Below are 21,046 nucleotides of genomic sequence, written 5' to 3'. Positions count from 1 at the left end.
TGGCGACACTAGAGCAAAGGCCGCGCCGATGGAACCTGTCCGGGACGGCGGTTTTCGCAACCAAGGCGCTCGTATCGAGTCCGGCCCGTGCAGTGCGCCTTAGCCCTTGTTTTGCGAGCTGACGCTGTCCCGAAACAGGTTCCCACTCTCGGGCAAGATGCTTTAGTTTGACACCGTCAGCCGGCTTTCCGGGGGATGTACGGGCAAGCCGGGGCTTTCGAAACGCAGCCGGGTCGATGATCGGCCCGCAAGCCTTTGGCCGGAGGGCTTTTCGGGCTAAGGAGAATGGGACTTTGAGCCGATTCGGAGAAGGGGCAGGGCGGCGGGAAATGGCGGGGATCGCGCTCTGATGGCCAAGGACACGCGCGGCGATTTCTATCCCGTTCCGATCGTCGATCAGGGGACGCGCCCCGGCGCGATCACCCGGCTGATCGTCTTCATCGCGGTGCTTACGCTCGCGGCGGTGGTCTTCGGCCTGTTCCGCGACCATCTCGGCGATCCTTTCCTGCTCGGCATGCTGGGCGTGCTGGCGATGACCGGCGTCGGCTTCCTGTTCGCCGCGGCGATCGGCTTCGTGCAGATCGCCTCGCGCTCGACCACGGACGAGTTGTCGAAATCCTTCATCGATTCGATGGCGCAGGGGCTGGTGGTGGCCGATGCCAAGGGGCGGGTGGTCTATGCCAACCATGCCTATGCGGAGATGACCGGCGCCACCAGCGCCTCCGATCTGCGCACCGTGGAAGCGCTGCTGTCGGATGTTCCGGAAGCAGCGGATTCGGTCTACCGGCTGGCTTCCGGCCTGCGCGACGGCCATCCCGGCGCAGGCGAGTTCCGCATGGCGCGCTCTCTCAGGCCCGGCACCGACAGCGGTCCGCGCTGGTACCGGGTGCAGGCGCGCACCTTCAAGGTGCCCGGCCATAAGCAGCCCTTCTCGGCTTGGCAGCTCGCCGACATCTCGCGCGAGCGGGCCGAGCAGGAGCGTTTCTTCCTCGATCTGCAGCAGGCGATCGACCATCTCGACCATGCGCCGGCCGGCTTCTTCGCCGCCGATGCCGAGAGCCGCATCACCTATCTCAACTCGACCCTGGCCGAGTGGCTGGGAGTCGACCTGGCAAGTTTTACGCCCGGCGACCTGACGCTTGGCGAGATCGTCGCCGGCGACGGCATGGCGCTGGTGCGCTCGGTGAAGGCCGATCCCGGCACGACCAAGAATGCCGTCATCGATCTCGACCTGGCGATGTCCACCGGGCAGGCGCTGCCGGTGCGCTTCCTCCACCGCGTCACCGCCAATCGCGACGGTTCCAACGGGCCGACCCGCACGGTCGTGCTCAACCGGGCGCAGGGAGAGGATTCCTCTTCGGATCTGCGGGCTTCGGAGATACGCTTCACGCGGTTCTTCAACTCGACGCCGATGGCGATCGCCGGCATCGACCAGCAGGGGCGCATCCTGCGCACCAACGCGCCGTTCTTCTCGCTGTTCGCCTCGGTGGTCGACCGCGACGCCATCGACCGTCATGTCCGCTTCGATTCGGTCATCCACGAGCGTGACCGGCCGGCTTTCGCGCTGGCGCTGGAGAAGGCGCGCCGGCGGCAGGCCGATATCGAGCCGATCGAGACGGTATTGCCCAACAACGAGGAGCGGCATGTCCGCCTCTACGTGAACGCGGTCGTCGACGGCCCCGAGGGCGACCCCGCGGAAGAGGCGGCGATCGTCTACGCGGTCGAGACGACCGAGCAGAAGGCGCTGGAGGGCCAGATGGCCCAGAGCCAGAAGATGCAGGCCGTCGGACAGCTCGCGGGCGGCATCGCGCACGATTTCAACAACGTGCTGACGGCCATCATCATGGCCTCCGACCTGCTGCTCACCAACCACCGGCCGTCCGACCCGTCCTTCCCGGACATCATGAACATCAAGCAGAACGCCAACCGCGCCGCGTCGCTGGTCCGGCAACTGCTCGCCTTCTCGCGCAAGCAGACGCTGCGGCCGGAGGTGCTCAGCCTGACCGACGTGCTGGCCGACCTGCGCATGCTGCTCGCCCGCCTCGTCGGCAACAACGTCAAGCTGAAGATCGACCATGGCCGCGATCTCTGGCCGGTGAGGGTCGACATCAGCCAGTTCGAGCAGGTCGTGGTCAACCTGGCCGTCAACGCGCGCGATGCCATGCCGGAGGGCGGCACGCTGACCGTCCGCACGAAAAACCTCACCGCCGAGGAGACGCGTTCGCTGCCCTATCATCGCGAGCTCGACAACAACGACTTCGTGCTGGTCGAGATCGAGGACACCGGCACCGGCATCGCGCCCGAGGTGCTGAAGAAGATTTTCGAGCCCTTCTTCACCACCAAGGAGGTCGGCAAGGGCACCGGCCTCGGCCTGTCGATGGTCTACGGCATCATCAAGCAGACCGGCGGCTTCATCTTCTGCGAATCGGACGTCGGCAAGGGCACGCTCTTCCGCATCTTCCTGCCGCGTCACGTCGCGGCAGCTCGCGCCGTAGAGGCGGGTTCATCCTCCGCCGACGGCGCAGCGGCGGGCGAAAAACCGTCGAGGGCCGAGATCGCGCAGCTCGCCGCACGGCAGGAGCTGTCGCGCGACCTGTCCGGCTCGGCCACGGTTCTGCTGGTCGAGGACGAGGACGCCGTGCGCATGGGCGGCGTGAGGGCGCTGACGTCGCGAGGCTACACCGTGCACGAGGCGTCGTCAGGCGTCGAGGCGCTGGATATCTATCACGAACTCGAAGGCAAGATCGACATCATCGTATCCGACGTGGTCATGCCGGAAATGGACGGCCCGACCCTGCTCGGCGAGTTGCGCAAGCTCGATCCGGACGTGAAGTTCATCTTCGTGTCGGGCTATGCGGAGGACGCGTTCGCCAAAAACCTGCCCGCCGACGCGAAATTCGGCTTCCTGCCGAAGCCGTTCTCGCTGAAGCAGTTGGCGACCGTCGTGAAGGAAGTGCTGGAAGGAAACTGAAAAACCGGCAGAATGCCGGGAGGAGACGCAGACAGCCGATCGCGAGCGCATTCGAGGGGACGATGACGCCGCATAACGAGGCCTTGCCGGGCGACTTTGCCGAAACCGTGCTGATCCCGGGCGACCCGCTGCGCGCCGAGTGGATCGCGGCGACGTTCCTGGAGGCGCCGCGCTGCGTGAACCGGGTGCGCGGGACACTCGGCTTCACCGGTCTCTACCGGGGCAAGCCGGTGAGCGTGCAGGCGACCGGCATGGGGCGGCCGTCCTTCACCATCTACGTGCACGAACTGGTCGCGGTCTACGGCGTGCGCACCATCATCCGCGTCGGCTCCTGCGGGGCGCTGACGCTCGGCACCCCGCTGCGCGAGGTCTTCATCGCCGAAAGCGCCGTGATGGACACCGATGTGGGGGCGAGCCGACATGTCGGCACGCCGGACCCCGATCTGTTCCGCCGGGCGGTCGAAGTCGCCACGACGCAATCAATCGCCTTTCATGTCGGGCCGATGGTGTCGAGCGACGTCTTCTATCATCCCGAGCCGGAGACCCGGTTCGACCTGCCTGTGTCGAAGGGCATCACCGCCGTCGACATGGAGACCGCCAACCTGTTCGCGCTGTCGCAAAGCCTCGGCTTCCGTGCGCTCTCGGTCTGCACGCTGGTGGACAGCCTGGTCACCGGCGAGGAAACGGCGCTATCTGAACGGCACGAGCTGTTCCGCGGCAGCGCCCTGGTCGCGCTGGAGACGGCGAGGACAGCCGGGTAGCGCTCAGGCGGCTTCGCTGTGCAGCGCCACCAACTCCGCTTCGGCCGGTCGGTGGCCGCGCAGATACAGTGCGCAGGTGGTGCGCAGCATCGAGGCGAAATTCGGGATCTGGCCGTTGATCTCGAGCGCCTCGTCGTAAAGCTTCGAGATGAATTTCGGCGTGCTCAGCCCCTGCGTGACGGCGATCTCATCCAGCAGCTCCCAGAACGTCGCTTCGAGCTGGATGCTGGTGGAATGGCCGCCGATGCGGATGGAGCGGTTGATCTGGCGGTAGCCTTCGGGATCCTGGCCCGCGAATACCCTGCACATTGCGCATCTCCTCCTAGAGCAATTCCGTTTTCTTCGAAATCAACGAAATTGCTGTATTTCTTTGTTTTTTTGCAATTCCGGACGCAAAACCGCTGCACATTTTTGCTGGAATTGCTCTAGATCCTGGTCCTGGCCGGCTGGCCGAGAAGGCCGGCCGGCAGCATTGCCCGTGTGGAACCATATTCCGTCCAATCGGCCGCCGCCGCAATCGCACTTTCGTCCGTCAGGTGTTTTCGGCGGTGGTAACCCGCTGCCACCACAGGCCGGGCGCGCCGGCTCATAATCCGCGCTACTGATGGTTCGACGGAGACGGGTTTGGCCAAGGCGATACACAGCATGATCCGGGTGCTCGACGAAGCGCGCTCGGTGGGGTTTTACCAGAAGGCGTTCGGCCTCGAGATTGCCGATCGACTCGACTTCGACAGCTTTACGCTGGTCTATCTGAGCAACAGAGAAGCCGATTTCGAGGTCGAGCTGACCATCAACAAGGGCCGGACAGAGCCCTACGCATTGGGCGACGGCTACGGCCACATCGCCTTCTCCGTCGACGATCTCGACACCGAGCATGCGCGCTTCGAGGCGGCGGGTTTTGCGCCGCGCAAGATCGTCGAGTTCAACCGCGACGGCGCGCTGCTCGCCCGCTTCTTCTTCGTCGAGGATCCCGACGGCTACAAGATCGAGGTGCTGCAGCGTCAAGGCCGGTTCCGATAGGGCGGCGCGGACGCGGGGTCCGCCAGCCAGCCGCGGCGCAAGGAGGCGCCGTCAGCAAGCAAGGGAGGAAAATATGGTCACCGTATACGACAGGACGCCCGGCATTTCGCGCCGCGAGCTTTTCCGGCGGGGAGCGGGCGCCGGCGCGCTGCTGGTCGTCAGCGGCACGGCGGTGCTGAGCCCGCGCCACGCCTGGGGCCTGGAGACGACGGCGCTCAAGCCGGAGACGATGGCGACGCTGATCCAGATGGCGCGCGACATCTATCCGCACGACCAGGTGCCGGACAGGTTCTACGCCATCGCGGTGAAGTCGCACGACGAGACGGCCGCCAGGGACGCCGCGCACAAGGAGCTGATCGAGAACGGCGTCGCCGATCTTGACCGGCGCTCGGGCGCCGGCGGCTATCGCGGCCTCGGCTGGGAGGAGGAGCGCGTCGCCGTGCTCCGGCAGATCGAGGAGACGCCGTTCTTCCAAGCCGTGCGCGGCGGGCTGGTGGTCGGGCTCTACAACCAGAAGGAGGTGTGGCCGATCTTCGGCTACGAGGGCGAGTCCTATTCCAAGGGCGGCTACATCGCGCGCGGCTTCGACGACATCGAGTGGCTGTAGGGGCGCTCGCCCGGCCGCCGCACGGGCGGCCCGTTCAAGCCTCTGACATCAAGCCTTTGGGAGGAAACCATGGCTGCATCCTATGATCTCAACGACGACAGCGTCGTCGTCATCGTCGGCTCGGGCGCCGGCGGCGGCACGCTCGGCAACGAGCTGGCGCAGAAGGGTATCGACGTCGTCATCCTCGAAGCCGGCCCACGTGTCGAATATGACGCGTTCGTCAATGACGAATGGGAGTCGTTCGCCCAGCTCGCCTGGGGCGATCCGCGCACCACGGCGGGAAGCTGGCGCGTCGCCAAGGATTTTCCCGGCCTGCCCGCGTGGATCGTCAAGGCGGTCGGCGGCTCCACCACGCACTGGGCCGGCGCCTCGCTGCGCTTCCAGGAGCACGAGTTCAAGACGCTCACTCATTACGGCAAGATCGATGGGGCGAACCTGCTGGACTGGCCGATCTCGCTCGCCGAGCTGGAGCCCTACTACGCCCGGGCCGAGGATAAGATGGGCGTCACCCGCACCAACGGCATCGAAGGGCTGCCCGGCAACAACAATTTCAAGATCCTGAAAGCCGGCGCCGACAAGCTCGGCTACAAGGAGTGCCACACCGGCCGGATGGCGATCAATTCGGTCGACCGCGACGATCGCATGGCCTGCCAGCAGACCGGGTTCTGCTTCCAGGGCTGCAAATGGGGCGCGAAATGGTCGACGCTCTATACAGAGATTCCCAAGGGCGAGGCGACCGGGAAGCTGGAGGTGCGGTCGAACGCGCAGGCGGTGAAGATCGAGCACGACGCCTCGGGCAAGGTCACGGGCGTCACCTACGCCGGCAAGGACGGCAAGCTCAGCACCCAGAAGGCGCGCATCGTCGCCGTCGCCGGCAACTCGATCGAGAGCCCGCGCCTGCTGCTCAACTCGGCTTCGTCGCTGTTCCCGGACGGTCTTGCCAACTCGTCTGGGCAGGTCGGCAAAAACTACATGCGCCACACCACCGGCTCGGTCTACGCCATCTTCGACAAGCCGGTGCATTTCTACCGCGGCACAACCATGGCCGGCATCGTCCAGGACGAGGCCAGGCACGACACGTCGCGCGGCTTCGCCGGCGGCTACGAGATGGAAACGCTGGCGCTCGGCGTGCCGTTCATGGCGGCCTTCCTCAACCCCGGCGGCTGGGGCCGCTCCTTCACCACGGCGCTCGATCACTACGACCATATGGCCGGCATGTGGATCGTCGGCGAGGACATGCCGCAGGAGGGCAATGCGGTGACGCTCGATCCCGAGGTCAAGGACAAGTTCGGCATGCCGGTGGCGCGGGTCAGCTTCTCCGACCATCCGAACGACGTCGCCATGCGCGAGCATGCCTACCGGCAGGGCACGGCGCTGTACGAGGCGGTCGGGGCGACCCGCGCCTTCCCGACGCCGCCCTATCCCTCGACCCACAATCTCGGCACCAACCGGATGAGCGAGAAGCCGGGCGACGGCGTGGTCGACAAGAACGGCCAGACGCACGACATCAAGAACCTGTTCATCTCGGACGGCAGCCAGTTCACCACCGGCGGGGCGGAGAACCCGACGCTCACCATCGTCTCGCTGGCGATCCGGCAGGCCGACCATATCGCCAACGAGATGACGGCGCGCAACATCTAGGCCGCTTGCCAGCCGGTCGCTTGACCGGCCGGATCATTTGTCCCGGCAAGGCCCGGGTCCTCCCAGCCGGGGGGAGGGAAGAGCGGCGGCTCTCCCTCCCTCCGGTGCCGCAGGATGGTCAGGAACCGGCGGCTGCCGACTCTGCGCGAATCCAGGCGAGGAACGCTTCGAAGGCGGGCGCCTGGGCGCTACGCTCGGGATAGAGCAGCGCATAGGGCGCGCCGACGCTGAGCGCCCGCGGCGAGGCGCGGACCAGCTTGCCCTCGAGAATCTCCTTCTCCGCCACCTGTTCGGGCACCAGCGCGATGCCGAGGCCGGCGGCGGCCGCCGCCACCAGCATGCCGAAATGCTCGAAACGGTCGCCGCGCAGGATCGGGCGGGGGTCCATGTCGGCGTCGCGGAACCAGTCGAGCCACAGCCGCGGCCGCGTCGCCTGCTGGAGCAGGGGAAGGCGCGCCAGCGCCGCGTCGTCAAGCGGCGCTGCGACGAGGCCGGGCGAGGCGACGACGATCAGCCGCTCCTCCATCAGTGCCTCCCACAGCGTGTTGGCGCCGCGCATGTCGAGCCGCTGCAGAGCAGCGTCGAACGGTTCCTTGTCGAAATCGACCGGATCGAGGCGCGCGGCGATGTCGACCGTAACCTCCGGGCAGATCTCACGGAAGCGGACCAGCCGCGGCACCAGCCAGGCGGTGCCGAAGGAGGGCAGCACCGCCAGCCGGATCAGGTCGCCGCGGCCGCCGAACGCCATGACGGTGGCGGCCGCCTGCTTGAGCCGGTTGAGCAGCCGCTCGGCCTCCGGCAGGAAGGCGCGGCCGGCGTCCGAGAGCACCAGCCGCTGCCGCGCCCGGTTGAACAGCCGCACGCCGAGCCGCGCCTCGAGGCTCGCCAGCGAGCGGCTAACGGCGCTCTGCGTCAGGTTGAGCTCCACCGCCGCGCGGGTCGTCGCTCCCGTCCGCGCGCAGGCGCAGAAGGCGTTGAGCTCGTTCACCGTCGGCAGATAGGCATCGCGCATCGTGATCGGTTCGGCTATGATCGGAACTCATAAGAAGCTGAGATTTCATCGTTAGCATCCGGGTTGCGGATGCGCTAGGTCCGCCCGGCGAGCCGTGTGCCGTAAAGACGAAGGAGAATGCCGATGACCGAAGCGCCGAAGCTCAAGGCAAAGGATCAGCCCGGTCTCGCCGCCTTCGCCTGGGAGGACCCGTTCCTGCTGGAGGAGCAGCTTTCCGAGGAGGAGCGCATGCTGCGCGACGGGGCGCGCTCCTTCGCCGACGACAGGCTGCAGCCGCGCATAATCGAGGCCTTCGCCAATGAGCATACCGACCCGGCGATCTTCCGCGAGATGGGCGAGGCCGGCCTGCTTGGCGTGACCATTCCCGAGGAATATGGCGGCCTCGGCGCCTCCTACGTCTCCTACGGCCTGGTCGCCCGCGAGGTCGAGCGCATCGATTCCGGCTACCGCTCGATGATGTCGGTGCAGTCGTCGCTGGTGATGTACCCGATCTACGCCTATGGCAGCGAGGAGCAGCGGCGAAAATACCTGCCGAAGCTCGCCTCGGGCGAATGGATCGGCTGCTTCGGCCTGACCGAGCCGGACGCCGGCTCCGATCCGGGCGGCATGCGCACGCGTGCCGAGAAGACCGCCAAGGGTTTTCGGCTCTCAGGCTCGAAGATGTGGATATCCAACGCGCCGATCGCCGACGTCTTCGTCGTCTGGGCGAAGTCGGACGCGCATGGCGGCAAAATCCGCGGCTTCGTGCTGGAGAAGGGCATGGCCGGCCTGTCGGCGCCCAAGACCGAGGGCAAGCTGTCGCTGCGCGCCTCGATCACCGGCGAGATCGTCATGGACGGCGTCGAGGTCGGCGAGGAAGCGCTGCTGCCGCATGTCGAGGGACTCAAGGGGCCGTTCGGCTGCCTCAACCGCGCCCGCTACGGCATCAGCTGGGGGGCGATGGGTGCGGCAGAATTCTGCTGGCACGCGGCGCGCAACTACGGCCTGGAGCGCAAGCAGTTCGGCCGCCCGCTAGCGCAGACGCAGCTCTTCCAGCTCAAGCTGGCCAACATGATGACCGAGATATCGCTCGGCCTGCAGGCGTCGCTGCGCGTCGGCCGCCTGCTCGACGAGGCCAAGGCGGCGCCGGAGATGATCTCCATCGTCAAGCGCAACAATTGCGGCAAGGCGCTCGACATCGCCCGCATGGCACGCGACATGCACGGCGGCAACGGCATCTCGGGCGAGTTCCAGGTGATCCGCCACATGATCAACCTCGAGACCGTCAACACCTACGAGGGCACGCACGACGTGCATGCGCTGATCCTCGGTCGCGCGCAGACGGGGCTGCAGGCGTTCTTCTGAGCGCCGGTCGGCGCCTGGCGCCCGACAAGCTCACCATGAGGGCTTCTGGATGAGCGCGCCAATCGCTGTGGGTGAACGCGCAAACAGCCATGATGGCGAGCGAGCCTATAAGTAGCCCTCATGGTGAGCTTGTCGAGCCACGAGGGCGCTGGGCGCAATCTGACATGCCTGCCGGCGACCAACTCGCCGGCGTCAACCGATATCACCCGGCGAAGCGCGGCTCCGGCACGCCCTTGATGCCGAGGCCGTGGATCGCGAACAGGCTGCCGCGCAGGACGCCGTCGCCGGGGAAGCGCGGCAGCGGCGGTTTTGCCATCGAGGTGACGTAGAGGATGTCGAGGTTCGGCCCGCCGAACATGACGCTGGTCACCTTCTTCACCGGCATGTCGATGACACGGTCGACGCTGCCGTCCGGCGCGTAGCGGACCAGCTTGCCGTCATAGACCTGCGCGTTCCACAGAAAGCCCTCGGCGTCGACCGTCGAGCCGTCGGCGGCGCCGCCGCGCGACGTGTCGATCTTCGTGAAGGTGCGCCGGTTGGAGACGCTGCCGGTCTCCTGGTCGTAGTTATAGGCCCATATCTCGCCCGACCAGGAATCGGCGAAGTAGAAGATGTCGCCATCGGGGCTCCAGCACGGGCCGTTGGAGACGATGATGCCAGTCTCCACCTGAGTGACGGTGAAATCCGGATCAAGCCGGTAGAGCGCGCCATAGGGGCCGGTTTCCTGGCTGTCCATGGTTCCGGCGAAGAAGCGTCCCCGGCGGTCCACCTTGCCGTCGTTGATCCAGTTGGTCGGACGGTCGGTTTCGATCTCGGCGACGAGCGGGCATTCGCCGGTCCCGAAATCGAGTGCGTGGAAGCCCTTCGCCAGCGAGCAGATGGCGCCCCTGCCGTCCTTGCGGATGGCGATGGAGCCGACGCGCGACGGCACGTCCCAAGCGCGGATCTCGCGGCCGTCATAGGTGGCACGGAACACCCTCATGCCTGCGGCGTCGATCCAGTAGAGCCGCTGCTGCTCCACGTCCCATAGCGGGCCTTCGCCCAGCGTGGTCTTCACGTCGACGACGACTTCGATCTTCATCAAATAATCCTCCCGAATGGAAACGCTCAGCCGCGGAAGCGCGGCTCCTCGATGCCGCGTACGCCGAGGCCGTGGATGGCGAAGACGAAACCCGCCTCGCGCTCGCGGTGGTATTCGTACTGGAAGGGCCGCGCCATCGACGTGACATAGGCGATGTCGAGGTTCGGCCCGCCGAAGGTGAGGCTGGTGGTGGAATTCACCGGCAGGCCGACGATGCGGTCGACGACGCCGTTGGGGTCGAAGCGGATCAGCCGGCCGGAATAGACCTCGCAGCTCCACAAAAAACCTTCAGCGTCGACGGTGGCGCCATCGGGCAGGCCGCGCTGTTTGTCGAAGCTGGTGAAGACGCGACGCGAGCGGACGTCGCCGGTCGCGGTGTCGTAGTCATAGGCCCAGATGAGCTTTTTGCCGGTGTCGGCGAAATAGAAGGTTTTGCCGTCCGGGCTCCAGCACGGGCCGTTGGAGCAGACGATGCCGGTGTCGAGCGTGTGAACGGACAAGTCCGGATCGAGCCGGAACAGTTTTCCGACCGGCTCGCTCTCCTCGAAGTCCATGGAACCGGCGACGAAGCGGCCCTGGCGATCGACCTTGCCGTCGTTCATGCGCGGCCGCAATTCGCCCGGCTGGGTTTCTGCGATCCGCTCCGCCGCGCCGGTGCCGAAGTCGAAGGCGTAAAAACCGTCGCGCAGCGACAGGATGGCGCCGCCCTTCTTGCGTAGCGCCATGGAGCCGATCGGCTCCGGCACGCTCCAGCTCCGGCGGTCTCCGCCCGAGGCGTCGCAGCTATGGATCGCCGGCCCGTAGGAATCGATCCAGTAGAGCCGCTGCTCGCGGACGTCCCAGATCGGCCCTTCGCCGAGCTGATCCGGTCGGTCGCTCAAGACCTCGATGCGCAGCATGGTGTCCTCCCGGCGCCGGTCAGAACGCGACCTTGTCGCCGCCCTTCAGCTCGAGGATGGCGCGCGCCTCGTCGGGCGTCGCCACCTCCAGGCCGAGACCCTCGATGATCTTGCGGGCGAGCTGCACCTGCTCGGCGTTGGACTTGGCGAGCTTGCCCTTGCCGGCCCACAGCGAGTCCTCCAGGCCGACGCGGATGTTGCCGCCGAGCGCTGCCGCCTGTGCGGCGATGCGCAACTGGCTGGCGCCGGCGCCGAGCACCGACCAGCGGAAGGCATCGCCGAACAGCCGGTCGGCGGTGCGTTTCATGTGCGCCACATCCTCCGGATGGGCGCCGATGCCGCCGAGCAGACCGAACACCGACTGCACGAAGAAGGGCGGCTTCACCAGACCGCGCTCGGCGAAATGGGCGAGGTTGTAGAGATGGGCGATATCGTAGCACTCGAACTCGAAGCGCGTGCCGTTGTCGTAGCAGGTCGCCAGGATGTATTCGATGTCCTTGAACGAGTTGCGGAAGACCAGATCCCTGGTCGCCTCCAGATGCGGCCGCTCCCAGTCGAATTTGAAGGTCTCGTATTTGTCGGCGAGGTGGTAGAGGCCGAAATTGATCGAGCCCATGTTGAGCGAAGCCACCTCCGGCTTGAATTTTGCGGCCGGCTTCACCCGCTCCTCGACCTTCATGTAGGGGCTGCCGCCGCTGGTGATGTTGATCGCGGCATTCGTGCCCTGCTTGATGCGCGGCAGGAAGCGCGCAAAAGCCTCGGGCGTCTGGTCGGGCTTGCCGGTCTCGGGATCGCGGGCGTGCAGGTGCAGGATTGCCGCGCCCGCTTCCGCCGCGGCGATCGCCTCGGAGGCGATCTGGTCCGGCGTGATCGGCAGGTAGGGCGACATGGTCGGCGTGTGGATCGCTCCCGTCACCGCGCAGGTGATGATGACCTTGCCTTTTGCCGTCGAGCCGCTCGACTTGCGGGTGGTCTCGTTCATTCTCCAAACTCCTCGTCGGATTTTCTCTTGTGGGCGGCGAGCGCCATCAGCCGGCGGTCGCGCCAGACCTGCCGCTCGACCAACTTTTCCCGGGGCAGCTTGCCGCGTCGGTCGGCCTCGACCGTCTTCATCACCTCGCCGGCCCAGTCGACGCGGCGCATCATCTGCGGAAAGATGTTGGAATAGATCGACTGGTAGCGTTCGACGTAGTCGCGCACGCCGCCGGGCGCATTGAGGTCGATGGTTTCGAACGGCCCCATGAACGACCAGCGCAGCGCCAGTCCGTCGCGGATGCCGATGTCGACGTCCTCGACGCTGGCATAACCGTCGGCGACCAGCCGGAACGCCTCCTCGAGCAGCGCGCCCTGCATGCGGTTCATGATGAAGCCGTCGAGCTCGCGCGTCATAACCAGCGGCGCGTGGCCTGCCGAGATCAGGAAGGCGCGGGTCTTTTCCAGCGTCTCTGGCGAAGTCCACGGCGCCGGCACCACTTCGGCGGCGGGCACGAGGTAGGGCGGGTTGATCGGATGCACCACCAGGCAGCGGTGCCGGCCGTCGAGATGATCGGTGAAGGTCGAGGGCAGCAGCGCCGAGGTGGAGCTGGCGATCACCGCGTCCGGCCCGGCGCCCGCGTCGATGCGCTCAAAGATGTCGCGCTTGATGTCGCGCTTCTCTGGCGTGTTCTCCTGGATGTGCGTCGCGCCGTCCAGCGCTTCGCCGAGATCGGCGACGACGGCGATGCGAGCCAGTACCTCGTCCGGTGTCTGTCCTCGCAGCAGGTCGTTGGCGGCGAGATCGCCGAGCACGCCGGCGATATAGCCGCGGGCGCCTTCAGTGGCCTCGGGCAGGTGGTCCCACAGCCGCACCTCATGGCCGGCGCGGGAAAAACTGATCGCCCAGGCCCGTCCGATGAAGCCGCTTCCGACGATGGCTACCTTGGTCATGTCCGGTCCTCACAAGGTCTCGACATTGCCGTCGACGCCGAGCGACTGGCCGGAAATGTTGTGGCCGGCATCCGACAGCAGGAAGGCGACCATGGCGGCGACATCATAGGGGCTGGTCATGCGGCGCAGCGAGATGTTCTGCAGATAGCGGCCGGTCATCTCCTCGTGGCTGATGCCGAGCTGGTTGGCGCGCGCGGAGATGACGTTCTCGATGCGCGGCCCTTCGATGATGCCGGGCAGGATGGCGTTGACGCGGATGCCATGCGGGCCGAGTTCCTTGGCGAGGCTCTGGGTAAAGCCGATGACGCCGAACTTCGCGGCGGAGTAGGGGGTGCGGAAAGCGTAGCCGTGCCGGCCGGCGGCCGACGACATGGAGACGATCGAGCCGCCGCCCGCCGCCTTGATCAACGGCACGGCGCGGCGCGCGCACAGGAACTGGCCGGTGAGGCCGACGTCGAGGCAGCGGCGCCAGTCGTCCGGCGAGATCTCGTCGACGCCGCCGGTCGGGCCGGCGATGCCGGCATTGTTGATGAGGGCATCGAGTTCGCCGAATGTCGCCTTCACCGTCTCGAACAGGCGGTCGACGTCAGCCTCGCTGGAAACGTCGGCCTTCAGCGCCGCCTCGACCTTGACCTTGCCGCCGACCGAGGCCAGCGCCTCGTCCGACACGTCGCAGACGATGAGGCGGGCGCCGAGCTTTGCCAGCGTGTCGGCGATCGCCAGGCCGATGCCGCCGGCGCCGGCGGTGACGACCACCCGCTGGCCCTTCAGGCCGCCCAGAAATTCCTCGGCCGAGTCCGGCGCATGTGAGCTCATGATGTTCCTTCCTTCAATGCAGGCGCCGTTCGCGCAGCGCCATGACGGCGCCGAGAACGACCAGACCGTAGAGAATTGCCCGCGTCGCATAGGGCAGGGTGGTGCCGGCAAGCAGCATCTGCAGCGCGGTGAGCAGGAGCACGCCGCCGAGCATGCCGAGGTAATGGCCGCGCCCGCCGGTGATCAGCGCGCCGCCGACGACGACGACGGCGATGGAGGGCAGCAGGTAGTCGTCGCCCATGCCGAGGCTGGCCTGGCCGGAGAAGCCGGTCAGCATGATGCCGACCAGCGCGGCGCAGACGGCCGACAGGACGTAGACGAGGATCAGCGTCTTCTCCACCGCGATGCCGGAAAGCTGCGCGGCGCGGACGCCGTTGCCGATGCCGTAGACGCGGCGGCCGAAGGCGGTGCGTCCCAGAAGCAGAACGGCGGCGGCGGCGAAGGCGATGAGGAAGAACACCACAGGGGTGATGCCGAGAATCCGGCCGGTCATGAACCAGCGCAGCATCGGCGAGGAGAAGCCGGCCGGCGTGCCCTGCGAGTAAAGCAAGGCAAAACCTTGCAGGATGCCGTTGCTGGCGAGCGTCATGACGATCGGCGAGATGCCGAGATAGGCGATGCCGACGCCGTTGGCGAAGCCGATCGCTACGGCCATGAGCAGCACGGTGGGCAGCGCATAGACGAGGGCGGCGTCCGAGCCGTTGACCATGCCGGCCAGCACGATGCCGGAAATGCCGATGGTCCATGGCACGGAGAGGTCGAGCCCGCCGGTGAGGATCACCGTGCCCTGGCCGAGCGCCAGGATGGCGAGGAAGGAGGACAGCACCAGCAGCGAGTTCCAGTAGCCCGGATTGAAGATGGCGCGGCCGAGCCAGAACTGGGTGACGACGACGACCACCAGCAGGCAGATGTAGGCCGGCAGGGCGTAGCGCAGCGTCTCGGCATGGCGAATGTGGAAGGGCGGCCGCGTCGCCGATTCCTTCGCCTCGCGGACCGGCGCGGCGATGCGCAGCCGCCGGTCGACCCGGTCGAGCTGCGACGGCAGCATGCCGGCGCGCCAGGCGTCGAAGCGGGCTTTCGCCGCGCGAAGTTGCTGGGCGAGCACCGAGCCGTGCGAGATCGAGCCGGCCAGCACGGCGAGGATGAGGATGGTGCCTTCGGCGATGGTCGAATAGTAGGCCGAGACGTTGAGCACCAAGAGGATGTTGACGACCATCATCAGGATGTAGGCGCCGAAGACCGTGCCGACCGGCCCGCCCTGGCCGCCGCCGAGCCGGGTGCCGCCGACCACCACCGCCGCGAACATGGCGAGCAGCAGCGGGTTGCCGACCAGCGGGTCGCCGCTGCCGGTCTGGGCGCTGATGAAGACGCCGGCCAGTCCGTAGCAGCCGCCGGCGATGACGTAGACGAGGAATTTGGTGAGCACGACGTTGACGCCGACGGCGGCCGCCGAATCCGCGTCGCTGCCGACCGCGTAGAGCGCTGTGCCGAAGCGCGTGCCCTTTAGCCAGAGCCACAAAAGCAGCACGACGCCGATGACGACCAGCGGCATCGGCAGCCAGCCGGAAATCGCGTCGCCCAGATAGAAGGCGCCGAGGTCGGGCGAAACGCCGCCGCCGGGCTTGTCCATGACCAGCAGGGTGACGCCTTGCAGGATGAACATTGTGGAGAGCGTCACGACGATCGGCTGCATCCTGAGCACGGCGATGAAGAAGCCGTTGAAGGCGCCGACGCACGCGCCGATGCCGATGCCGGCGAGCGTCCACAGGGCGACGCTGGCGGGCGCCATCGGGTCCATACCGGAGGCGAGCACGACGTTGACCAGCGAGATGACGGCGCCGGCCGACAGGTCGAAGCCGCCCGACAGGATGACGATGGTCTGGCCGATCGCAGCGATCGCCGAGGTGGCGCCGCCCGACGACAGGAAGGAGATGTCGAAATAGGTTAGCGGTCCGGCGCTGATCCAGTCGACGAGGAACAGCAGGAGCGCGAAGACGGCCGCGGCTATCAGCGCGCCGCGGTTTTTTGCCACCGCGCGGCGCAGTCCGGTGCTGCGGGAGGCGGTCGAGGGCAGGGCGGTGTCGGTCATGCCGCCACCGCTTCGCGCACGTGGTCCTGCCCCAGCGCCGGCCGCATGATCGCCGGTTCGGTGATGGCTTCGCCCTCCAGTTCGGCGGCGATGCGCCCGTCGTAAAGCACCAGCACCCGGTCGGAGAGATGCACCAGCTCGGGGATTTCCGTCGAATGCAGCAGGATCGAGCCGCCCGCCGCCACATAGTCGCGCATCATCACATAGAGCTCGTGCTTGGTGCCGACGTCGATGCCGCGCGTCGGATCGAAGAGAAGAAGGATGCGGCTCTGCGCCACCAGCCATTTGGCGATGGCGATCTTCTGCTGGTTGCCGCCGGAAAAGGCGCCGGCGCGCGTCCACAGCGCGCGGCGGTCGACCTCGACCGTCGAGAAGGCCGCATCGACGGCCTGCGTCTCGGCCGGGCCATCGATCAACCCGAATCGGGTGAAGCGCGACACCACCGGCAAGGTGGCATTCTGGCGCCCTGACAGTTTCAGGAACAGCCCCTCCGACTTGCGGTCCTCGGGGACCAGCCCGATCGCCATATTGGGGCGCAGCGCATCGGCGGGCGAGGCGAGCGAGACTTTCCGGCCGTCGACCAGGACGGCGCCGCGCTCGATCTCGGCCATGCCGAAGCAGGCCAGGAACAGGTCCTGCTGGCCCATGCCTTGCAGGCCGGCGACACCGAGAATCTCGCCCTTGCGCAGGTCGAAGGAGGCGCCATCGAGTTTTCTGCCGACCTTGAGGTCGCGCACGCCCAGTACCGGCGCGCCGAAAGCCAGCGCGCTATCGGGTTTTGGCGGAAAGGTCTGCTCGATCGAACGGCCGATGATCTTTTCGATCACGTCGGCGTCGGAAATCGCCTTCGCCGGCGCCGTCACGATGTGGCGGCCGTTGCGCAAAATGGTGAGCGTGTCGCAGAAGGCGCGCACCTCGCGCATGCGGTGGGTGATGAAGACGATTGTCGTGCCCGCCGCCTTCAGCCGGGCGATGATGTCGCCAAGCCAATCCACGTCGCGGCCGGCGAGCGTCGAGGTGGGCTCGTCGAGCAGCAGGATTTTCGGCTTGCGGTAGACGGCGCGGGCAATCTCGATTTTTTGGCGGACCGACAATTCGAGCGTGCCGACTTCGGCGTCGAGGTCGACGGAGAAGCCGAGATCCTCGATGTGGCGCTGCACCGACTTGCGCGCCGCGGCGCGGCGGACGAGACCGGTGATGCCCATCGGCGCATAGGGCAGCAGCATGTTGTCCAGCACCGAAAGGTCGCGCACCAGGGTCATTTCCTGGAAAGCGGTCTGGATGCCGTGGGCATGGGCGGATCGCGGCGAGGCGAGCGCGGCGTCCTGTCCCAGGATGCGCACATGCCCCTCGCTCGGCCGCACCAGCCCGGACAGCAGCTTGACCAGGGTCGACTTGCCCGCCCCGTTCTCGCCGAGCAGGGCATGTACGCTACCCTGGACGATCGAGAAGGAGACGCCGTCGAGCGCGACCGTCGGGCCGAACGCCTTGCGGATGCCGTCGACCTCGACCGCCGGAATTGTTTTGTCACTCGTCATTGCATCGGCTGCCGCAATTCTACCCGGTCCAGTTGGAACCCGAAAACCGCCGACGCGAGGTCGACGTTCGAAGGCGCACCGCAGGGGACAGTTTACTTTCTTTCGGCAGAAAGGCCGCAGTGGCCCAGAAGTCGCGCGGGCCGAAAAAAGTAAACTGTCCCCGGCATTTGCGCCGGTTCGGCCGCGCACGTCCCAGACCGTTTTCGGGTTTCCGGGCGGACCAAGTATCACTCGTATCTGGCGAGGCGCGATCCAAAAAATCCGCACCTCGCCACGATCAGCCTGGAGGCTCAGTCTTCGGGCTGGCCGACCAGCGCGGCGTTGAGGCCGATCTCCGGCGTCTGGTCGGAGAAGATCGAGGCAAACCAGCCGGGATTGCTGACCAGCGCCGGCTTGAAGGCGTTGCAGCCGGCCTTCATCTCTTCCCACGTGCCTTCCTCGCAGAGCTTGATCGTCTCGTTGGTGACGAGCGGCAGCGGCAGGATGGTCTTCTTCGGCACCTCCTTGCCTTCCAGCGCGGCGACGGCGAGTTTCAGCGCCAGCGCGCCGGAATAGGGCGGCGAGGCGTAGGAGATGCGCGGCGCGCCGAGCGGCGCGTAGGGCGATGCGGCACCCTCGACTTCGGTGCTTTCCGGCAGCATCTGGATGCGGCCGCCGTTGGAGCCTTCGCCGGCGCAGGGCAGCAGTTCGCTGGTCTTCTTGCCGGCCTCGAGCTGCATCGAATTGGCGGTGAAGCAGCCGACCTGCATCCACAGCCCGTCGATGTCGTCCCAGGAGCGGGTGCCGAGAATCTTCGACAGTTCGGTGCGCGCCACGGCCTGGCTCCACATGCCGATCGCTTCGGCGACGATCTTGATGTCGGGGTGTTTTGCGAACACCTCCTTCGCCGCCTTGGTGCGCAGGTCGTCGACGGAGGTGCCGGGCACGCCGGTGATGGCGACGATCTCGCCCTTGCCGCCGAGTTTTTGCACCAGCCACTCGGCAGTCACCCGGCCCGCCTCCTCCTGATCGATATGGACGTTATAGGCGCACGGTTCCGTGATCTCGGCGTCGTAGGCGAAAACCTTCACGCCCTTGTCGCAGGCGTTCTTCACGACCTGGTTGAGCGCGGTCGGCGAGATCGGGAAGATGACGATCGCCTCGGCGCCGGCCTGCACCATGGCGTTGATCTGCTGGATCTGGCGCTGGGCGTTCGGCCCGGCGACCTGGACCTGAAGGTCGACCTTGTCGGCCAGGCTTGGATGCGCCGCCATGGCCTTCACCATGTTGGCGGCCTCTGCCTGCCAGTCATTGCCGATGAAGCTCATGCTCAGGAAAATCTTGTGCTTTTCCTGCGCCTCGGCCGCCGAGGCGAGGCAAAGCGCGCTCGCGGCCATTCCGGCCAGCAGCCCGAGCTGCCGGACCCTTGATCCGATACCCATAAAAATCCTCCACCCTTGTTCCGGACGAATCCGCAGCGGGTCGCGGCCCGCTTGCCATCCAACGATGGGAAAGCTAGCATCATTTGATCAAAGATCAATGATAGAAAGCAGGTGGTCGCAACTTTCTCCGGCTTGACGTGCCGGCCCGGGCTTGCAATGCGGGAGAGGGAGGCGGCGGCAATGATTCATGGCAAGCGCTGACTTCAAGAGGCCTGGTTTCGACGTCGTCCCGCTGACGCGCGACACGCTCCAGGACCGTGTGTTCGAAAACATCACCGAGCTCATCCTCGACGGCAGCCTGGTGCCCGGCGAGATGGTGACGGTCCAGAGCCTTGCCAGCGCCTTCGGCGTCAGCCCGATGCCGGTGAGAGAGGCGTTGCGCCGGCTGATGGCGGCCAATGCGCTGACCGTGGTCTCCGGCCGTTCGATCGGCATACCGAAGCTCAGCCGCGAGCGCCTGACCGACCTTCGCAACGTCCGCTTCGAGATCGAGGCGATCGCCGCCGCCTGGGCGGCGGAGCGCCGCACCGAAGCCGACATCGAGGTTTGCGCGAAACAGTTCGAGAAGCTGGACGCCGCCAACGCCGAAGGCAACGTCAAGGCCTATCTGCGCGCCAACTACGCCTTTCATTTCGCCATCTACCGCGCCGCAGGCTCCGACAATCTGCTCAAGATCATCGAAAACCTCTGGCTGCAGATCAGCCCGTTCTTCAACATGCTGCACGGCTCCGGCAATTATTCCACCGCCAACACGCATCACAAGGAGATGCTGGAGGCGCTGAGGGGCCGGGATGCCGACGCGATCAGGCGGGCCGTGCGCGCCGACATCGACGCCGCCTACCATGTGCTGGAAGGGCTGCTCTGAGCCCGGCAGCTTTCTTCGCCTTGCTTTGGTTTCACTGTCCGGTGTCACAGCACAGGCCGTTGACAATTTTGACGAATTTGCCGCTCTTGCCGTGTCTCCCCGACGATGATGGAGACAATGACGATGATGCATTTTCCCTATGTGGGCTCCGGCCCTTATTGCTACGCCAACGCCTTTGCGATGATGCTGGGCAGGCGGGCGCCGTCCACCGCGGTCATCGAGTTCGCCACCGGCAGCCCGTTCGGCATGCAGCTGGTCGGCGGCACCCTGCCGTTCTTCGACCCTTATGGCTGGACGCCGGAAGCCGGCTTCGACGATGCGCTCGCTGCCCTGGGTTGGACGTCTGACGTCGAGCGCGGCCGCGATGTGGACGACGCTCTCTCCCGCCTTCATACCGCGCTTGCAGCCGGCCCTGTATGGATCGGTCCGGTCGAGATGGGTCATCTCAGTCACCAGCCGAACATGACCGGGCCGATCGGCGCCGACCACTACGTGGTGGTTCTCGAAGTGGCGGACGGGCGCGTGCTCATGCACGATCCGCAGGGCTATCCCTATGCGACGCTGCCGCTGGCTGAGTTCATGGCCGCCTGGCGCGCCGAAACAGTGGGTTACGGCTCACCCTTCACGCTGCGCAGGAATTTCCGGCAGATCGCGGAGGTTGCGGAGGAGGAGGTGATCCGCGCTGCCCTGCCGGCGGCGATCCGCTGGCTGTCGATGCGCGAAGCTCCGCGAATGCCGGAAGGCAGCTGCGGCAACGGCAAGGCGGCGGAGAACCTGGCCGACAGGCTCGAAGCGGGCTGCGATGACGATCTGCGCGGCCATCTGATCCATTTCGCGGTGCGGGTCGGCACCCGGCGCGCCGACGACGCCGCAACCTGCCTCGCCCGGATCGGCCTCGCAATGCCGGCGGACATCATGGCTCGGCAGGCACGCCTCATCGGCTCGCTGCAGCACCCGCTTGTCGCCGGAGACGATGCGGGCGCGGCCGTGATCCTGCGCTCGCTCGCACCCGTCTATGGCGAACTGCTGGCGGCGCTGGAGGGGCGGGCCTGACC

General features: G+C 66.6%; 18 protein-coding genes. 8 read left to right on the top strand and 10 right to left on the bottom strand.

Annotated elements, in window-relative coordinates:
- Positions 1-349: 349 nt before the first annotated feature.
- Positions 350-2,971 carry a cell cycle histidine kinase CckA gene (gene cckA / locus AC5JDC_RS20040; RefSeq protein ID WP_495843972.1) on the top strand — a complete coding sequence of 874 codons (2,622 nt, stop codon included), beginning with the start codon at positions 350-352 and terminating at the stop codon, positions 2,969-2,971.
- A 62-nt stretch (positions 2,972-3,033) separates the two neighbouring features.
- Complete coding sequence (locus AC5JDC_RS20035; RefSeq protein ID WP_495843970.1) at positions 3,034-3,732, top strand: purine-nucleoside phosphorylase; 699 nt, start codon at positions 3,034-3,036, stop codon at positions 3,730-3,732.
- Positions 3,733-3,735: 3 nt separating this feature from the next.
- On the opposite strand, the gene AC5JDC_RS20030 is transcribed toward AC5JDC_RS20035, so the two are convergent.
- Positions 3,736-4,041, bottom strand: coding sequence for a ribbon-helix-helix domain-containing protein (locus tag AC5JDC_RS20030; protein ID WP_106771062.1), 306 nt, complete (start codon positions 4,039-4,041; stop codon positions 3,736-3,738).
- Positions 4,042-4,356: 315 nt separating this feature from the next.
- Here AC5JDC_RS20030 and AC5JDC_RS20025 point away from each other — a divergent pair, with 315 nt between their 5' ends.
- The 3 genes from AC5JDC_RS20025 (at position 4,357) to AC5JDC_RS20015 (ending at position 7,000) form a co-directional block, all read left to right on the top strand.
- Positions 4,357-4,752, top strand: coding sequence for a VOC family protein (locus tag AC5JDC_RS20025; RefSeq protein WP_495843967.1), 396 nt, complete (start codon positions 4,357-4,359; stop codon positions 4,750-4,752).
- Between the two features lie 73 nt (positions 4,753-4,825).
- Entirely contained in the window at positions 4,826-5,359 is a 534-nt protein-coding gene (locus AC5JDC_RS20020) for a gluconate 2-dehydrogenase subunit 3 family protein (RefSeq protein ID WP_495843966.1), read from the top strand.
- Between the two features lie 69 nt (positions 5,360-5,428).
- Positions 5,429-7,000: a GMC family oxidoreductase gene (locus AC5JDC_RS20015; RefSeq protein WP_495843964.1), complete on the top strand. Its 1,572-nt coding sequence runs from the start codon at positions 5,429-5,431 to the stop codon at positions 6,998-7,000.
- A 118-nt stretch (positions 7,001-7,118) separates the two neighbouring features.
- Here AC5JDC_RS20015 and AC5JDC_RS20010 read toward each other — a convergent pair whose 3' ends face one another.
- Positions 7,119-8,012, bottom strand: a complete 894-nt coding sequence (locus AC5JDC_RS20010; RefSeq protein WP_495843961.1) for a LysR substrate-binding domain-containing protein — start codon at positions 8,010-8,012, stop codon at positions 7,119-7,121.
- A gap of 123 nt (positions 8,013-8,135) precedes the next feature.
- Here AC5JDC_RS20010 and AC5JDC_RS20005 point away from each other — a divergent pair, with 123 nt between their 5' ends.
- On the top strand, positions 8,136-9,356 hold the full coding sequence (locus tag AC5JDC_RS20005) for an acyl-CoA dehydrogenase (RefSeq protein WP_495843959.1): 1,221 nt from the start codon (positions 8,136-8,138) through the stop codon (positions 9,354-9,356).
- Positions 9,357-9,558: 202 nt separating this feature from the next.
- Here the strand turns inward: AC5JDC_RS20005 and AC5JDC_RS20000 are convergent, their stop codons facing one another.
- The 8 genes from AC5JDC_RS20000 to AC5JDC_RS19965 form a co-directional block, all read right to left on the bottom strand.
- Positions 9,559-10,437 carry an SMP-30/gluconolactonase/LRE family protein gene (locus AC5JDC_RS20000; protein WP_495843957.1) on the bottom strand — a complete coding sequence of 293 codons (879 nt, stop codon included), beginning with the start codon at positions 10,435-10,437 and terminating at the stop codon, positions 9,559-9,561.
- 26 nt (positions 10,438-10,463) lie between these two features.
- On the bottom strand, positions 10,464-11,336 hold the full coding sequence (locus AC5JDC_RS19995) for an SMP-30/gluconolactonase/LRE family protein (RefSeq protein WP_495843956.1): 873 nt from the start codon (positions 11,334-11,336) through the stop codon (positions 10,464-10,466).
- A gap of 19 nt (positions 11,337-11,355) precedes the next feature.
- The gene (gene kce, locus AC5JDC_RS19990; RefSeq protein WP_495843954.1) at positions 11,356-12,318 is read right to left on the bottom strand and encodes a 3,5-dioxohexanoate:acetyl-CoA acetone transferase; all 963 of its coding nucleotides are present in this window, start codon (positions 12,316-12,318) and stop codon (positions 11,356-11,358) included.
- A complete protein-coding gene (locus tag AC5JDC_RS19985; protein ID WP_495843952.1) occupies positions 12,315-13,262 on the bottom strand; it encodes a 3-hydroxyacyl-CoA dehydrogenase in 948 nt (315 codons plus the stop codon). Before AC5JDC_RS19985 ends, kce begins: the two co-directional genes overlap by 4 nt.
- A gap of 9 nt (positions 13,263-13,271) precedes the next feature.
- On the bottom strand, positions 13,272-14,078 hold the full coding sequence (locus AC5JDC_RS19980; RefSeq protein ID WP_495843950.1) for an SDR family oxidoreductase: 807 nt from the start codon (positions 14,076-14,078) through the stop codon (positions 13,272-13,274).
- A gap of 13 nt (positions 14,079-14,091) precedes the next feature.
- Positions 14,092-16,167, bottom strand: a complete 2,076-nt coding sequence (locus AC5JDC_RS19975) for an ABC transporter permease (RefSeq protein ID WP_495843948.1) — start codon at positions 16,165-16,167, stop codon at positions 14,092-14,094.
- Positions 16,164-17,705 (bottom strand): sugar ABC transporter ATP-binding protein, encoded by a 1,542-nt coding sequence (locus AC5JDC_RS19970; protein WP_495843947.1) that lies wholly within the window; start codon positions 17,703-17,705, stop codon positions 16,164-16,166. The genes AC5JDC_RS19975 and AC5JDC_RS19970 overlap by 4 nt, the downstream gene beginning before the upstream one ends.
- Positions 17,706-17,995: 290 nt before the next feature.
- Positions 17,996-19,126, bottom strand: a complete 1,131-nt coding sequence (locus AC5JDC_RS19965; protein WP_495843945.1) for a sugar ABC transporter substrate-binding protein — start codon at positions 19,124-19,126, stop codon at positions 17,996-17,998.
- Positions 19,127-19,313: 187 nt separating this feature from the next.
- Between AC5JDC_RS19965 and AC5JDC_RS19960 the strand changes: the two genes are divergently transcribed.
- Together AC5JDC_RS19960 and AC5JDC_RS19955 are read left to right on the top strand one after the other, a co-directional pair.
- Complete coding sequence (locus AC5JDC_RS19960; RefSeq protein ID WP_106771049.1) at positions 19,314-19,991, top strand: GntR family transcriptional regulator; 678 nt, start codon at positions 19,314-19,316, stop codon at positions 19,989-19,991.
- Positions 19,992-20,114: 123 nt separating this feature from the next.
- Positions 20,115-21,044, top strand: coding sequence for a YobF C-terminal domain-containing protein (locus AC5JDC_RS19955; protein ID WP_495843943.1), 930 nt, complete (start codon positions 20,115-20,117; stop codon positions 21,042-21,044).
- Positions 21,045-21,046: the final 2 nt, after the last annotated feature.

The sequence above is a fragment of the Kumtagia sp. genome (assembly GCF_059502445.1).
The sequence above is the reverse complement of the archived record's forward strand: the minus strand, read 5'-3'. Positions and strand labels throughout refer to the sequence as shown.

What these genes read in the sequence shown, in the direction of transcription:
- AC5JDC_RS20015 (WP_495843964.1), top strand. Translation starts at nt 5,429, where the DNA reads ATGGCTGCATCCTATGATCTCAACGACGACAGCGTCGTCGTCATCGTC.
- AC5JDC_RS19995 (WP_495843956.1), bottom strand. Translation starts at nt 11,336, where the DNA reads ATGCTGCGCATCGAGGTCTTGAGCGACCGACCGGATCAGCTCGGCGAA.
- AC5JDC_RS20010 (WP_495843961.1), bottom strand. Translation starts at nt 8,012, where the DNA reads ATGCGCGATGCCTATCTGCCGACGGTGAACGAGCTCAACGCCTTCTGC.
- AC5JDC_RS19985 (WP_495843952.1), bottom strand. Translation starts at nt 13,262, where the DNA reads ATGACCAAGGTAGCCATCGTCGGAAGCGGCTTCATCGGACGGGCCTGG.
- AC5JDC_RS19960 (WP_106771049.1), top strand. Translation starts at nt 19,314, where the DNA reads ATGGCAAGCGCTGACTTCAAGAGGCCTGGTTTCGACGTCGTCCCGCTG.
- AC5JDC_RS20005 (WP_495843959.1), top strand. Translation starts at nt 8,136, where the DNA reads ATGACCGAAGCGCCGAAGCTCAAGGCAAAGGATCAGCCCGGTCTCGCC.
- AC5JDC_RS20000 (WP_495843957.1), bottom strand. Translation starts at nt 10,437, where the DNA reads ATGAAGATCGAAGTCGTCGTCGACGTGAAGACCACGCTGGGCGAAGGC.
- AC5JDC_RS19980 (WP_495843950.1), bottom strand. Translation starts at nt 14,078, where the DNA reads ATGAGCTCACATGCGCCGGACTCGGCCGAGGAATTTCTGGGCGGCCTG.
- cckA (WP_495843972.1), top strand. Translation starts at nt 350, where the DNA reads ATGGCCAAGGACACGCGCGGCGATTTCTATCCCGTTCCGATCGTCGAT.
- kce (WP_495843954.1), bottom strand. Translation starts at nt 12,318, where the DNA reads ATGAACGAGACCACCCGCAAGTCGAGCGGCTCGACGGCAAAAGGCAAG.
- AC5JDC_RS20035 (WP_495843970.1), top strand. Translation starts at nt 3,034, where the DNA reads ATGACGCCGCATAACGAGGCCTTGCCGGGCGACTTTGCCGAAACCGTG.
- AC5JDC_RS20030 (WP_106771062.1), bottom strand. Translation starts at nt 4,041, where the DNA reads ATGTGCAGGGTATTCGCGGGCCAGGATCCCGAAGGCTACCGCCAGATC.
- AC5JDC_RS20020 (WP_495843966.1), top strand. Translation starts at nt 4,826, where the DNA reads ATGGTCACCGTATACGACAGGACGCCCGGCATTTCGCGCCGCGAGCTT.
- AC5JDC_RS19955 (WP_495843943.1), top strand. Translation starts at nt 20,115, where the DNA reads ATGATGCATTTTCCCTATGTGGGCTCCGGCCCTTATTGCTACGCCAAC.
- AC5JDC_RS19970 (WP_495843947.1), bottom strand. Translation starts at nt 17,705, where the DNA reads ATGACGAGTGACAAAACAATTCCGGCGGTCGAGGTCGACGGCATCCGC.
- AC5JDC_RS19965 (WP_495843945.1), bottom strand. Translation starts at nt 19,126, where the DNA reads ATGGGTATCGGATCAAGGGTCCGGCAGCTCGGGCTGCTGGCCGGAATG.
- AC5JDC_RS19975 (WP_495843948.1), bottom strand. Translation starts at nt 16,167, where the DNA reads ATGACCGACACCGCCCTGCCCTCGACCGCCTCCCGCAGCACCGGACTG.